This window comes from Agarilytica rhodophyticola (genome assembly GCF_002157225.2).
Lineage (GTDB): Bacteria > Pseudomonadota > Gammaproteobacteria > Pseudomonadales > Cellvibrionaceae > Agarilytica > Agarilytica rhodophyticola.
This window is the reverse complement of record NZ_CP020038.1, coordinates 4,919,200-4,933,728: the sequence shown is the minus strand read 5'-3', so window position 1 is coordinate 4,933,728 and position 14,529 is coordinate 4,919,200. Positions and strand designations below refer to the sequence as shown.

Below are 14,529 nucleotides of genomic sequence, written 5' to 3'. Positions count from 1 at the left end.
TTATGGCAAAGGTTTTTTTAATCTGAGCTTAGGGTGTAAGCTCAAATTAAATTTCTGTGCTGATCATGGTATGTTAGTTTCTAATGTAGACGTTTCTGCGCTAAGCAGTTCTGACTTCGAGTCCGCGGCCATGCGACGTTTTATTCGTCATCCTTCCGACGTTCCGATAAAGTTTTCTCAAAATATCCCATTGTCAAAGTCCGATAGATTAAAAAATATTAGCCATGGTGGCCTTTGTTTTGTCTCTAAAACCCCTTTAAAAATGGGGAGTAATATTCATATTGAAATCGATATTAAAGCCTGCCCTTTTAGTGCAGATGGCACTGTTGCTTGGTGTCAAAAAGAAGAAAGTGGCTACGCTGTAGGTGTTTCATTTGCTGATCATTCAACTCAGTACAGTGTCAGAATGATTGAGCAAATTTGTTATATCGAGCATTACCGCTCGCAGATGTTGCAGACTCATGGAAGAAAATTGACAAGTGACGAAGCTGCCCGAGAGTGGATAGCGAAGTATGCTGCTAAATTTCCTAATTGTGATTAAATCCTTGAGCTAAAAGCAATGGCCTTTATGCTGCCAATAATCTGTCGTAGCGACGACTAAGAAGGTCGTAGAATTGTTCACGCAGTTGCATGATGGTGGATTTTATATCGGCAATTTCCTGTTCGGTAATATCTTCTCGACCAATGTACACTTGCTTTCGAAAAAAAGCGATTTTTGCAGCATAAAGGCGCAAAGTTTTTTCCATCGTTTTTTCCCCCAGCATTAACAACTTTGCTTCGGCGGCAGCAAGTTTATCAAATTCGTAAACAAGTTCTTCATTAATTCTTTCCAGCTCCGCTTTTCTAGCAGGTGGCCAGCGTTTGCCGAAACGAGTAGATTCTATGACTAATGCTGAATACTTGGCGAAACTGTGATTTACCCGACCCACTTCTGATGAAATCTCTTCTAGCAAATGCAGCTTTTTTTGCTCAGGCTTTAGCTTGTTAGGCGACTGATGATCACGCCAAAGTTTATTAAACCAAAAACAGGCGAATGTAAGGCCGATGCCGAGGCAAACCTTGGTAATAGTGTCGAGAAATAACCAATAATCGATACTCATAACATACTCACAACTTAACATACCTTGCCGCTGATAGACTATTTCAGACTCTAAACGAAAGCAGCAATTCGTTAGGCCAAAATCAGGGTCAAATAATTGGCGTTAACAAATATCTATCTATTGAATCAGCAAAAATTGAACCAGTTTGTCTTTGAATATAATATACCTCAGCCTGCCATAAACATCGGCAGTACATTTGTGATCGAAATGTTAGGCAGACATAAGCTGTTTTGTCTTTAGAGCATCTCTATATGAGAGGTGCTCTGTAAACCACCAGCTTGGACATTTTCAGGATCGATTATTAAAAATAACGAGGATATTGCGATCATGGGACTTTTGAGGGTTTTAGGTTTTCTCCTGTTATCTATCTTTGCCATTGCCGTTGTAGTACTAATTATCTGTCTTGGCATGATGACTCAACAAGAAACATTTGATCAATATAGTCTTGCCGACGATATTATTTCTCTTGATCAAAACTGGCCGCCAGATGTCCGTCAACAAATGCATTTTGCAAGTTTTGGCTCGAAATTGATGCCTTACTCGGTTTTTACCAGTTTGGAGGTTGCCGAAAGTGAAGAGCTACTGAGCAGTGATATCCACATGCAGCGTCTGGGTTTTATCCCTCAGCTTTCCGCAACCAATAACCCCGCTGGCTTACCCATAGGCTTCGCGGTGTATAGTGAGGATGTGATGCAAGACTGGGTAGGGTTGACCTGTGCGGCATGCCATACCAGTTCGATCACCTATCAAGATAGTAGCATCGTTATCGATGGTGGACCAGGCATGTTGGATTTTCTATCCTTTGAACGGGCAATAAGTAATGCGCTAAATGCCACACTTGCACAGGCAGAAAAATTTAATCGATTAGCAGAACGTTTACAGCTTGAAAGTGAAGAAGATAAAACTATGCTCAAGCTTTCGCTACAAGAACGTGCAGATTTCTTTGCTAAAAGGATTGCGGTCAATCAAGTAGATGTAGCCTATGGCCATGGGCGTTTAGATGCTTTTGGACGGATTTTTAATGCGGTCACTACTTCTGCCATGGCAATACCTGAAAACAAACGCCAGCCCAATGCTCCTGTCAGTATACCTATGCTTTGGGACGCCCAGCATTTAGATTTAGTGCAATGGAATGGCTCTGCACCCAATACTAACCCAGGCCCGTTAGTGCAAAATGCCACAACAGTATTGGCAGTCTATGGCGAAATTGATATGAAAGGGAAGGGCATGGGGTATCCTTCTTCAATCGATATGGTGAACCTCGGCTATATTCAAAGTCAGTATCAAGGTCTTACCTCGCCAATCTGGCCGGAACATATCTTGGGTGCGATTGATCGTACCAGGGCAGCTAGAGGCGAAGAAATATATCGACAACAATGCTTGTCTTGTCATGAGCTTATTGATCGCACTGATAGCAATAGAAAGTTGCGAGCAACGTTAGTTGATATCCCTGAAATTGGTACCGATCCTGTGATGGCTGAGAATTTTTCTACGCGAAAATCATATACCGGTTATCTTGAAGGAAAAAGAATGGGAGTTATTGCAGGTAAACGATTTGCCGATGAAGTGCCGACAATAGAGCTGGTGGTAAATGCCACGGTGGGGAGTATGCTTGATCAGCCCTTGCAAGTCATTGCAGCCTTTATTGCTGAAGCAAAATCTGTTTATAGTGCAAGTGTCGATTTTGATCGCAAGGCTTATAAAGCTAGGTCACTTAATGGTGTATGGGCCACTGGGCCTTTTCTTCATAACGGCTCTATTCCCACCCTTTATCATATGCTACAAAAAGTTGAGCTGCGTCCTGAAGTTTTTTATGTGGGTAATAAAGAAATCGACCCTAAGAAAGTAGGGTTTATCCATAGCGAAGCGCCTTTTACCAGTAAGTTTGATACCCGTTTATATGGCAACAGCAACAGTGGGCATTTATTTGGCACCGACTTAAGTGAAACAGATAAATGGGCATTGGTTGAGTACCTGAAAACCCTCTAAATATCTAGGCTCTATTAATAGTTTAGGTAGATTAGGTGGATGAGATAAATTACGTAAAAAAACGGGCAGGTCGCCACTGATAATAGCCATCTTCTTGGGAGACATGCATAGGCGTCTGAAACACCTCACTTAGTCTCTGGGAGGTGAGGGCTCCCGATTTATCGCCATCAAAATTAATCTTGCCTTCTTTAAGAATCACGATACGCTCAATCTCCGGAATGATTTCCTGGATATGGTGGGTGACTAAAATTAAGCTTATCCCTTGCTTAGCAAGCTCTCTCAAGTCTTCAATAATTTGGAAGGCCGCACTAATATCCAAGCCACTGCTTGGTTCATCCAGTACGATGACCTCTGGTTTATGAACGGTTGCACGGGCGATGAGCAAACGCCTTTGTTGCCCTGTAGAAAGTTGGAGAAACTGCCTATCTCTAAGTGACTCGATACGTAAACGAGCTAGGGCTTGTTCTGCCAAATGGACTTGTTGTTCATCGTACTGATGATGACGGTATAGACCTATGGAACCGAAAAATGCAGACATCACCACATCTAAGCCTGTAGCGATAGCTTGATATTGGTTTTGTAATTCATGAGACACGACGCCTATTTTATTTCTTAAATTCCAAATATTGACTTTGTCATCGCCGAATAACTTAACGTGAGAGCCAGCTTGAACCACTGGATATAATTCTCGCGTTAACAACTTAAGCAGGGTAGTTTTGCCCGCACCATTAGGGCCTAAAATTGCGACGTGTTCACCGGCATTAATATTTAAAGAAAGATTGTCAAATACACAATGAGATTCACGGAATACACGCGCATTTTTAATGTCAAGGATTGAGGAGGGCATGGTGTAAGTCTTGTTTATTTATCTGCTGCAGGGGGCCTGAGGTTATACTTTATTCGACGAATGCTATCGATGCAGTCATTAGCTTCATCACGACTATAGCCACTGGCTCTTAATACATAGTTTGATAATTGTAAACTTGCTTCGAGAGTTTCAGGAACAATGCGGCTAGCACCACTGGCAATTAAATTTTCTGAATGGCTGGTGTCTCTGGCACGCACAATAACCGTTAAATCAGACCATTGGTGCTTGGCAATATCTAGTGTTTTAAGCGCACTTTTTGCATCATTCATGGTAATTAATAAGGCCGATGCTCGTTCAATACCTACGTGTTTTAACACTTCTGTACGGGATGCATCTCCGACATACACAGGTTTATCCGTTTTATGGTGCTGGGATACTTCCTCGGGATTATTATCGATGGCAACATAGGGAATGGCTTGTGATTGTAAAACTTCTGCAACAGATGCCCCCACTCTGCCAAAGCCGGCGATAATGATGTGATCGTGGAGATCTTCATGTTCAGTATCGGTAACAGCAATGCTTTGCTCTGGTTGAATACGCTTGCTCACCCATTGGCCGATACTAGCCAATGCGGGTGTTAGCATCATGGACATCCCTGCGACGGCTACCATGAATTGTGCGATGCTGTTATCCACTAAGTTATATACCAAAGTCGCCTGACCGATAACTACAAAGGCAAATTCTCCTGCCTCTGATAGCAAGATTGCTGAGCGAATAGCGTTGGCAAGATCGATACGAAACAACAATGCGCAGACGAAAGTAATACATGTTTTTAGTAGAATTAATCCAAATACTGACGCGATTAGCCATAAGCCATTTTCGAAGGCGACAGCAAAATCGATATTCATTCCCACTGACATAAAGAAAAGGCCCAGGAACAAGCCTTTAAAGGGTTCTATTTCGCCTTCTATTTGGTGCCTAAACTCTGTTTCAGCAAGCAGTAGCCCAGCCATAAATGCACCCAGAGCCATCGACAGCCCAGCGACACCTGTTAGCATCGATATGGCAAGGATAGTGAGCAGGGTCATCGCAGTGAATACGTCAATACTATGAGTATGCGCTGCTATTGCAAATAGTTTACGTAAACCTAGGCGGCCAATTGCTACAATCAATACAATTGCAATGACAGCATTAAGTAAAGCGACGGTGATACTGGCTAAGATACTGCCATCTTCTTTTTGACCAAATAAAGAAAGTAAAATTAAAATCGGAACGACAGCAAGATCTTGAAATAGAAGAATTGAAAAGCTATGACGGCCATGGCGGGTAGCCAGTTCTCCCCGCTCATTAAGTAATTGCATGACCATGGCAGTCGAAGACAGTGATAAACACAAACCTATAATAATAGCCGACTCGCTATTGTTGCCCCAAGCGTAAGCTATACCGCCAATGGCCAATGCACAGGTGAGCACTTGAGCAGATCCCAGACCGAAAATAATGCCGGCATAACTTTTTAATCGCTCGAAAGATAGCTCCAAGCCGATAGTAAACAAAAGAAATATGACGCCCAACTCGGCAAAATGTTGAATACCTTTTACATCTTGGACAATGGCTAAACTATGCGGGCCTATGAGCGCGCCAACGGCTAAATACCCTAAAATAGGGCTTAGGCGAATTTTTTTGAAGATAGGGACGATCACCACAACCCCTAGCAGAAACGCCGCAATCTCAACCAGATAAGGGACTTCTATGGATTTTAATGTGATATCAAAAGGCATCGTTAATTCAACTGCTTTTCTTGTACGGTAGAGGTAATTTCACCGTCGCTTAGTTTGACGTGAATGACTTCCCCTACAGCAATATCTTGAGCCGAGTGCACAATCTCTTGCTTGGCATTAAGTGTAATACTATAGCCACGTTTTAACGTGGCTATAGGGCTGACAATATCCAGTTGTGAGATCAACCTAAGATAGTCTTGTTTCTTATTCGACATTTTAACCAGAATATTACGCTTGAGATTCTTTTGTAGCGCATGCACTTGAGTTTCGCTACGTTTAATTACGTTGCGGGGAGAAGATTGTGACAATCGTTGTGCTAGAGATTTGAAATAAAAGCGGTGATTTTCATTTCTTTTATTCATGGCCTGCGATAGGCGTATTTCTAACTGATCGAGACGTTGATGCCACTGATCCAACTTATCTCGAGGGTGCTTCAATTGTCTATTTAATTGCTCAACAGTGATCGTTTTAGTTTTGATACTGTCCTTGATACGCCGCTGCAATTGCATATGGTAGTGTGAAAAACGCTCGATTAAATCGTCTCTATTTGGGCTTAGTAATTCAGCAGCAGCAGAGGGGGTTGGGGCTCTTAAATCGGCAACAAAGTCTGCGATTGTAAAATCGATCTCGTGACCGACCGCATTCACAACTGGCGTCTTAGCATCGGCAATTGCCCTAGCCAGAGCCTCGTTATTAAATGCCCATAAATCTTCTATTGAACCTCCGCCTCTGCACAATAGTATTGCATCGTAGCGCTCATCTTGATCGGCGATATGTAAGGCCTTAATGAGCGCTTGCGGTGCCTCTTCACCTTGCACGAGACTAGGGATTATTGTCACTGGCATTGCAGCAAAGCGTCTTTTCAATACACTTAAAACATCGCGAATTGCAGCCCCCGTTGGCGATGTGACAACTGCAAGGTGCTTTACTTGTGAGGGGATTGCCTGCTTCTTCTCACTGTCGAACAAACCTTCTTCTAACAGCTTTTCCTTGAGTTCGTTAAAACGTTTTTGGAGCAAACCAAAGCCTGCTTGCTCCATATGCTCGATGATCAATTGATAATCACCACGGCCTTCATACAAACTAACACGAGCACGAACTCGAACATGATCACCCGCCTTAGGTGTAAAATTAGTTTGCTGATTACGCCGCTTAAACATTGCGCAGCTGACCTGAGCCTGGCTGTCTTTTAGGGTGAAATACCAATGACCAGAAGCGGGTCGACTAATGTTTGATATTTCACCCTCAACCCAGAGTAAAGGGAAATGCACTTCTAAAAGGCTTTTTACTTTTCGGTTGAGCTGAGATACCGAAAATGTTTGCTGATTATTGTCAATTAAATTCGGTGCATTATTAGGCATAATATGATTTCTATAGAAGCGAAGTGCAATTCTATCATTTTACTGGCAAGGATTAACCCTTCTGTTAAGTATTTACACAATGCTCAATAGGATGTATTTTTGTTGAAAATTACGCCACGTTTTGCAATGTAAAATCTTGTCAAACCAATGCCATAGGTCTTTAATGCTAATGTTTTATTTTATATGCTTTAAATACATTCTGGGGTCTGTTAATACCAACTTATATATTCGACATCTTGTTTTTGCAGCGTGTTGATTTGACTGAATTATAGTCTTTCGCTTTTAGTCTTAATAATTCGACTTATGCTGCTAATAAGATGTACTAACATTTGTATTAACAGTCTGTATACTCTGATAAATGACAAAGGCAGGCTTGTAGCTCGTGAAAATATCTGTACTCGAAGACGATGATGCCCAAGCAGAGTTAATGAGCCAATGGTTGACTGATGCAGGACACGAGATCAATCATAGTGCTAACTGCAAACAATTTATTGAGTCATTTGCTCTGTTTAATCCAGACTTAGCAATACTCGATTGGGAATTGCCTGACGGTACAGGTGTTGAAGTGCTTGAAACCATTCGTCAGCGGTTTGATAGCCATATTCCTATACTGTTTACAACGCAGCGTGATTCAGAAGAAGACATTGTTAATGCCTTGAAAAATGGGGCAGATGATTACCTGATTAAGCCTTTGCGCTTGCGCGAGTTTTCTGCGCGCTTAGCAGCGCTGGGACGTCGCGCAGGAATTAAAAACGATAGTGATCTAATTACAGAAGGGCCTTTTGTAATCGATACGAAAGCCGAAATTGTTATGCGTGACGGCGAACCGGTAAAACTTACGCAAAAAGATTACGCGGTAACAGTTTGTTTATTTAAAAACCTTGGCAAAGCTCTTTCTAGGGAATATTTACTTAAGGATGTATGGGGAGTAAACGCAGGGCTTGATACGCGCACAGTCGACATGCATGTTAGTCGTGTCAGGCGCGCATTAAAAATTGGCCCAGAAAATGGCTTTATCATAAAAACAATTTATCAGCATGGCTATCGCTTGGAAAAGATTAGTAATTCTTAGAAGCAATTTCATAACTGCTGTACTTGCCGATACAGCGTTAAGAATAACCTCAAAATGCTCATTTACTTCATGTAAACTCCGCTTTTTCGGTTATTTTTGTCTCGTCTCGCCTGCGTTTGCGAGTTATGAAACAGCTTCTAGTCATTTGGTAGCACATCATAGGGAGTTGAATACATGAAACGATGGCTATCGTTCGTAATAACTTTGTCTTTTTTTCTCATGGCTGACAACGTGCTGGCTGTCGATTGGACCTACACCGTTCGTAAAGGTGAAACCTTATGGGGCTTGTGTAAGAAGTACACGAAGGTTGCAAACTGCTGGTTGCGAATTGGGCCTTACAACCAAGTCGAATATCCTCGTAGTCTTGCACCTGGAACGCGCATACGTTTTCCTGTCGAGTGGCTAATCGAAGCACCTGCACCGGTAACTATCGTTTATTTAAAAGGCTCCGCGACAAAAGTTAATACTGACGGGAGTGTTACACCACTTAATAATGGTGATACCTTAACGATAGGTACATCCTTAAAAGTTGATGATGATAGCTTAGTTGTATTGGGTTTCGCGGATAAGTCGGTCATGACCGTTGATGCTGGCAGCGAACTTACCTTCGATGTTTTATCTAGTCACGGTGCTGAAGGCATGGTGGATACGCGTATCCATTTAAAGCGGGGGGCTGTGCAGACGCGTGTGTTAAAACACACACAAGAAAATAGATTTGAAGTCACAACACCGTCTTCTGTGGCTGCCGTTAGGGGAACAGATTTTCGTGTTACTAGTCTTGTGGGGAAAGAAACCGCCACACGCAACGCAGTATTTGATGGCGCTGTGGCGGTCTCTCAAGGCAAACAAGAAAAGCTATTGCCTAGGGGTAAAGGTATTTTGGCAAAACAAGGGAAGTCACTAAGTCAGGTGATAGATTTATTACCACCTACCCAGGTGCTTAATCAAACCGGCGAGGGACGAATACCATTTGACTTGCGTTGGCAGGCTTTAGAGGGGGCTGAGAGTTACCGCCTAGAAATAACGTCGGATAATAGCAAGGAAACACTAGTAAAAAACCTATCTGAAACCCATTTTACTTTTGATGATCAAGCTAACGGCTGTTATACCTTTCGTATAAGTGGCGTTGACAGCTATTCTTTTCAGGGGATGCCTGCTGAGTTTACATCTTGTCTGAAATCGATGCTATCGGCACCTGCGGATATTCGCCAACAATCAATGTCTAAAAATACGATTCAATTCAATTGGTCACAAGTAGAACAGGCTATTAAATATCGCGTTGAAATATCATTGTTTGAAGACTTTAATAGTATCATGATGTCTAAAACTGTAGACGACACATATTTCGAATTACCGTTGCGATACCCTGATACCCGTTTTGTTCGGATTGTTGCAATTGATAATAATGGTGATGAAAGCATCCCTAGTGCAAGCAGTACATTAGTAAAAACTCAGCCGCCAGCAGAAAAAAATACGCTGGGGTCTATTTTTCTAATCGTGGTACTTTTTGCTATTTTCGTATAAATTGTGATTGAGATATGACTAGAAGTTGTTTCAAAACTGGCGAACCTAGTAGCGTTAAGTGCAGCAGGTATGAAATGGCTTCTAGAAAAAATAAAAACGGTAAGCTATGTTAGCGCCGCGCTACTTTTCTTTATTGCTGGCAATGGTGTTAGCATTATTTGTAAGTCTTATCGCTTACTTTTCGTCGTTAAAAGATGTTGACTTTGAACTATACGACTATGCCCATCACTTAAATAGTTATCATGTCGCGGAAGATGTTTTAATTATTGAAATTGACGAGCAAAGTATTCAGGAGTTGGGTGCATGGCCATGGTCGCGCAGTGTCCATGGACGACTATTAGAACAGCTTACCCGTGTAGGAATTGATCATGTAGCCTTCGATGTTATTTTTTCTGAGCAAAATACTTCCGATATAGAAGGGGATATTGCCTTTTCTAAGGCTATCGTGGAGCATGGCGGTGTTGTGCTTCCCACCTTTATTGGACAATTAAAAGATAAAGGTGCAGTGTTAGAAATACCTCCAGCGCCATTATTTTATGAAGCCAACCCTGCTATTGGCCATGTCCATATCGACTGTAATCGAGACAGTATTTGCCGCTCTGTTTTTTTAAAAGAGGGCGTTGGTCAACCTTATTGGCCTCATATTTCATTAGCATTACTTGAAATGCAGATGCAGCAGCAAAAACAATATCCCCAACCGTTGCCAGGTGCTCGGCCACAAAAAGTCGATAATTATTCATCTAAATTAATTTATCGAGATTACCATAATTTTATTCTTTTCCCTGAGCCTGGACAGTTTTATCAAACGGTATCTTACCTCGATATTATTAATGGCTATTTTCCGGCAGGGCACTTTGACGGTGTGACTGCTTTTGTTGGTTCTACCGTTGCAGGTTTAGGTGATGAAATATCAACTCCAACGGGGTTGTTACCGGGCGTTGTTGCCAATGCCACCATATTTCAATTACTGCGAGAGGATGCTTTAATCTATAAAGTTCCCACGTGGTTGAACGCTACGATCACCGGTATTATTGGGTTTATCATCCTTGTTTTTCTTGCCAGGCTGACGCCTTTGTATTTTCTTATTGGCACTATCATCGCGCTTGGCATATGTTATTTGACTATGTGCTTGGTGCTTATTCATTGGCGTCTATGGTTCCCTGTTGCCCCCTTGATGTTGTTACTCATTATTTATTACCCCCTATGGGGGTGGTTTAAGACGCAGTTGGCATTAAATTTTTTAAAGAAGCAGCTCAAAAAGTTAAACGTGGAATCTATTGGAGACGGTGCCATATTAGCTCTTTTTGAAAAGGAAAATGAAGTTGGCAAAAAAGATCATTCACTCGGTGTAGAAGTTGTTACCAACACTTTACGGCAGCTAAATAACCTAACAGGAACAGTGGAAGAGCAGCGTTTTATTGTAAGAAATACTCTAGATAAGCTGCAAGAAGCTGTCATTTTAGCTGAGCAAAATGGTGAGATTCGACTTGCCAATCAAATGGCAAAAAATGTATTTAAATTATTGCCCAATAGTAATTTGAAGGATTTGGGAAACCAAGTAAAGTTACAAGTTAACCAAAGCCAAGAGCAATGGTTCGAATACATGGCCCGTTTACTGGAAGAGCCTGATGATTGTGAAATAGAGCTTAGATTATTGGCCGAAGGAGAGTATGACAATGACACTATACTTTATTGCCGCTTTGCGGTAACCGAATTCACTCGCCCGAAAGATGAAAAAACAAAAATGTTCATTCTGACTTTCACTAATATTACTGCGCTTAAAAGCACTGAACGCTCGAAGATGGATACCTTAAATTTTCTATCGCATGACTTACGTGCGCCAATGGTATCCATTCTTGCTCTTATTGCCAATATCAAAACTGGCCGTAACACCGACTCAAGTGAAGCAAACCTCGAAAGAATTCAGGCATATGCAGAAAAAAACCTTAGTTATTCTGAGAGTATTTTGCAGCTCAGTAGAGCCGAAGGTATTAGTGCTGGCAAGTTTAATTTTATTGACTTGCATGCTGTTTTAGACGCCGCTTATTACAGTGTTGTAGACTATGCCGCTGCCAATGATATTAATATTAAAATAGAACGTGAAGACAATGACTTCTGGGTGCTAGGTGATGGTGACCTGCTGGAAAGAGCTATTCAAAACCTTTTAACTAATGCCATCAAATATAGTTTTTCTCGCAACGATATTATTTTGAGAATCTGCTCTGAAGGAGCAAATATACAAATAAAAGTTATTGATTATGGGGTTGGTATTAACGAAAAAGATTCGCGTTTAATCTTTGACAGGTATAAGCGCGGTGGCGCTGTGCATGACCAACCTGGCGCAGGTCTTGGCCTCTATTTTATTAAAACCGTTATGAAAAAACATTCGGGTACGATAAATATTGACAGCGTCGTGGGCGAAGGGAGTTGTTTTACTTTAACATTACCTCGAGCTCATGAGGTTTAGATTGTTGTGCTAATGAATAGTCTATAAATCACTGAGTTATTTAACTGTTGTCTTTTAAGAATTAAAAAGCGGGTTACTTGAAATTGTCATTTTGAAATACCCTTTTAAACCGCTTTATATGTTCACCTTATATGTAAATTCCTTTTACACGGTTTTACACCGATACAAACAACAATTTGTCATAATTTAATCCAATCTAAATAAATGGAGATAGAAGACAGTGTCATTAATTACATCAAATAGAGTCAGTACATCTACTAAAGTATCTCAATATTCTCGTTATGCTTTAGTTTCATTGGCCATTGGTATGGGGGCCCCGCTGTCGAGTTATGGGCAAGATAATGTCTCCGGTTTTACGGTTTCACCAATGGTCGGTCGATATTTTCCTGCTGGGAATCGAGCACTTGATGACAGCACATTCGTGTCCCTTGGGCTTGGTTACGAATTTGAAAATAACTGGGCTGTTGAAGCAAGTTACTTAACATCCGAACCTGAAATTAACGGCACCAGCCAAGAAGTCGATTTTGATATGTTGCGCCTGGATGGTTTATATCATTTTAGTGACGGCAACTATCGTCCTTACGTAGTTTTTGGTGTGGGCGAAAGTGAATATGATTTAAATGGCTTGGCAGATGTGGACGATACTATTGCCAACGTCGGTGTGGGTATTAAATATGCCCTCAATCAATATTTTGGTTTGCGAGCCGATGTTCGTTTATCCCATGGTATGGATAGTGGAGAAAGTGATTACCTAGCAGGAATTGGGGCCATATTTAAGTTTGGCCAGGGGGCCAAGAAAAGAACTAAGCCCGTTGTGGTTGAGCCAAAAGCAGAAAAAGACTCTGATAATGACGGTGTTGTAGATAGCCGCGATGCTTGTCCTAACTCTGCTCCAGGAGCAAGTGTCGATGCTCGCGGTTGTGATATTCCCGTGGATTCTGATCGAGATGGAGTTGTAGATAGCAAAGATCAATGTCCAGATTCTCAACTGGGTGCGAAAGTCGACGAGACGGGTTGTTACCAAGTTTTAAAAGAAAATATTAGTGTTGCCCTCAATGTAAACTTTGCCACTAACTCTGACCAAGTGGTATCGACTTCAATGGAAGAGATAGAAAAAACAGCGCAATTCCTTAAGTCCTATCCTTTGACGACAGTTGTGATAGAAGGGCATACTGACAGTCAAGGTGCTGCAGAATACAACCGAAATTTATCTCAGCGCCGGGCAGAAGCTGTAGCAAAAATATTAGTGGATAACTATAACGTCGAGCAAAGCCGTGTTACTGCCGTCGGTTACGGAGAAGAGAAGCCTCTGGTAGATAACTCGACGCCTGCAAATCGTGCAAAAAACCGACGTGTCACTGCTGTAGTCAGTGCATCTGTGGAAAAAGTAGTCAAATAAAAAGCTAAATAATAAAGTTGTTCAAATAAATAGGGCTTGTGGTCGCCTCTATTAATAGGGGCGTTCCCATAACGATTGATATCGAGGAATAAAAAAATGAACGATATAGAGGGTAATGTTACATCGCTAGTGAGCGAGTCATCTCAACTGGTGGTTGCATATGGTATCAAGCTAATACTTGCTATAGCTGTGTATGTTGTCGGTAAGTGGGTAGTGAATGTCTTAGTCGGTGCTTTAGAAAAAAGTTTAAATAGCCGAGGGGTTGATCCGACAGTTGCCTCTTTCACGCGCAACATTAGTTATTATGCATTGTTAACTATGGTTGTGATTGCGGCATTGGGACAATTGGGAGTGCAAACGGCTTCTTTTGTTGCCATTGTTGGTGCTGCCGGACTTGCTATAGGCTTTGCCTTGCAAGGCTCTCTTGCTAATTTCGCCTCGGGTGTTTTATTGATACTGTTTCGCCCGTTCAAAATCGGCGATTTTGTTGAGGCGGGAGGAACCGCTGGTGTTGTTCATGAGATCTCTATTTTCTCTACAATATTAAAAACCCCAGATAACAAAACGGTGATTGTTTCTAATAGTGCTGTTATGGGCGGTAATATTGTTAATTATTCTACCGAAAAAGAACGTCGTGTTGATATTACAGTCGGGGTCAGTTACAGCGCTAACCTATCAGAAGTGAAAACGGTATTGCAGGAAATCATCGATGGGGAAGAGCGTATCTTGAAGGAGAGGGAAAGTACGATAGCGGTGGCTGAATTAGCTGATTCAAGTGTTAACTTTGTTTTTCGCGTATGGGTAGAAACTGGAAATTATTGGCCAGTGTTCTTTGATTTAAACGAGAAGATAAAAGTTCGTCTGGATGAAAAGAATATTGAAATACCTTTCCCTCAGATGGATGTACACCTTATAAAGTAATGTAAAGATTGAGAGTGTCATCTAAATATTCATTTAAAATAACCACTTAAATACACACTTGTAGCAGGGATATATTAAGCGCTTGATCACTTTCTTAATATATCCTGTCC

Annotated in this window: 11 protein-coding genes; 7 read left to right on the top strand and 4 right to left on the bottom strand. The window is 41.5% G+C overall.

What is annotated here, in order from left to right; genetic code table 11:
* The first annotated feature begins 70 nt into the window (after positions 1-70).
* Complete coding sequence (locus tag BVC89_RS20390; RefSeq protein ID WP_216825019.1) at positions 71-541, top strand: PilZ domain-containing protein; 471 nt, start codon at positions 71-73, stop codon at positions 539-541.
* Between the two features lie 25 nt (positions 542-566).
* Here BVC89_RS20390 and BVC89_RS20385 read toward each other — a convergent pair whose 3' ends face one another.
* Positions 567-1,121, bottom strand: a complete 555-nt coding sequence (locus BVC89_RS20385; protein WP_245929164.1) for an energy transducer TonB — start codon at positions 1,119-1,121, stop codon at positions 567-569.
* A gap of 306 nt (positions 1,122-1,427) precedes the next feature.
* Here BVC89_RS20385 and BVC89_RS20380 point away from each other — a divergent pair, with 306 nt between their 5' ends.
* Positions 1,428-3,089 (top strand): c-type cytochrome, encoded by a 1,662-nt coding sequence (locus BVC89_RS20380; protein WP_086932967.1) that lies wholly within the window; start codon positions 1,428-1,430, stop codon positions 3,087-3,089.
* A 49-nt stretch (positions 3,090-3,138) separates the two neighbouring features.
* Here the strand turns inward: BVC89_RS20380 and BVC89_RS20375 are convergent, their stop codons facing one another.
* Genes BVC89_RS20375 through xseA form a run of 3 tightly spaced genes read right to left on the bottom strand, consistent with a single transcriptional unit; the run spans position 3,139 to position 7,036 of the window.
* Positions 3,139-3,936 (bottom strand): ABC transporter ATP-binding protein, encoded by a 798-nt coding sequence (locus BVC89_RS20375; RefSeq protein ID WP_086932966.1) that lies wholly within the window; start codon positions 3,934-3,936, stop codon positions 3,139-3,141.
* Positions 3,937-3,950: 14 nt separating this feature from the next.
* Entirely contained in the window at positions 3,951-5,675 is a 1,725-nt protein-coding gene (locus tag BVC89_RS20370) for a monovalent cation:proton antiporter-2 (CPA2) family protein (protein ID WP_086932965.1), read from the bottom strand.
* A gap of 2 nt (positions 5,676-5,677) precedes the next feature.
* Positions 5,678-7,036 carry an exodeoxyribonuclease VII large subunit gene (xseA, locus tag BVC89_RS20365; protein WP_086932964.1) on the bottom strand — a complete coding sequence of 453 codons (1,359 nt, stop codon included), beginning with the start codon at positions 7,034-7,036 and terminating at the stop codon, positions 5,678-5,680.
* A gap of 382 nt (positions 7,037-7,418) precedes the next feature.
* Between xseA and BVC89_RS20360 the strand changes: the two genes are divergently transcribed.
* From BVC89_RS20360 to BVC89_RS20340, 5 genes are all read left to right on the top strand, one after another.
* A complete protein-coding gene (locus tag BVC89_RS20360; RefSeq protein WP_086932963.1) occupies positions 7,419-8,108 on the top strand; it encodes a response regulator transcription factor in 690 nt (229 codons plus the stop codon).
* Between the two features lie 174 nt (positions 8,109-8,282).
* Entirely contained in the window at positions 8,283-9,632 is a 1,350-nt protein-coding gene (locus BVC89_RS20355) for a FecR domain-containing protein (protein WP_086932962.1), read from the top strand.
* A gap of 106 nt (positions 9,633-9,738) precedes the next feature.
* Positions 9,739-12,099, top strand: a complete 2,361-nt coding sequence (locus BVC89_RS20350) for a CHASE2 domain-containing protein (RefSeq protein WP_086932961.1) — start codon at positions 9,739-9,741, stop codon at positions 12,097-12,099.
* A 220-nt stretch (positions 12,100-12,319) separates the two neighbouring features.
* A complete protein-coding gene (locus BVC89_RS20345; protein ID WP_086932960.1) occupies positions 12,320-13,498 on the top strand; it encodes an OmpA family protein in 1,179 nt (392 codons plus the stop codon).
* A 96-nt stretch (positions 13,499-13,594) separates the two neighbouring features.
* On the top strand, positions 13,595-14,419 hold the full coding sequence (locus tag BVC89_RS20340) for a mechanosensitive ion channel family protein (RefSeq protein WP_086932959.1): 825 nt from the start codon (positions 13,595-13,597) through the stop codon (positions 14,417-14,419).
* Positions 14,420-14,529 lie beyond the last annotated feature (110 nt).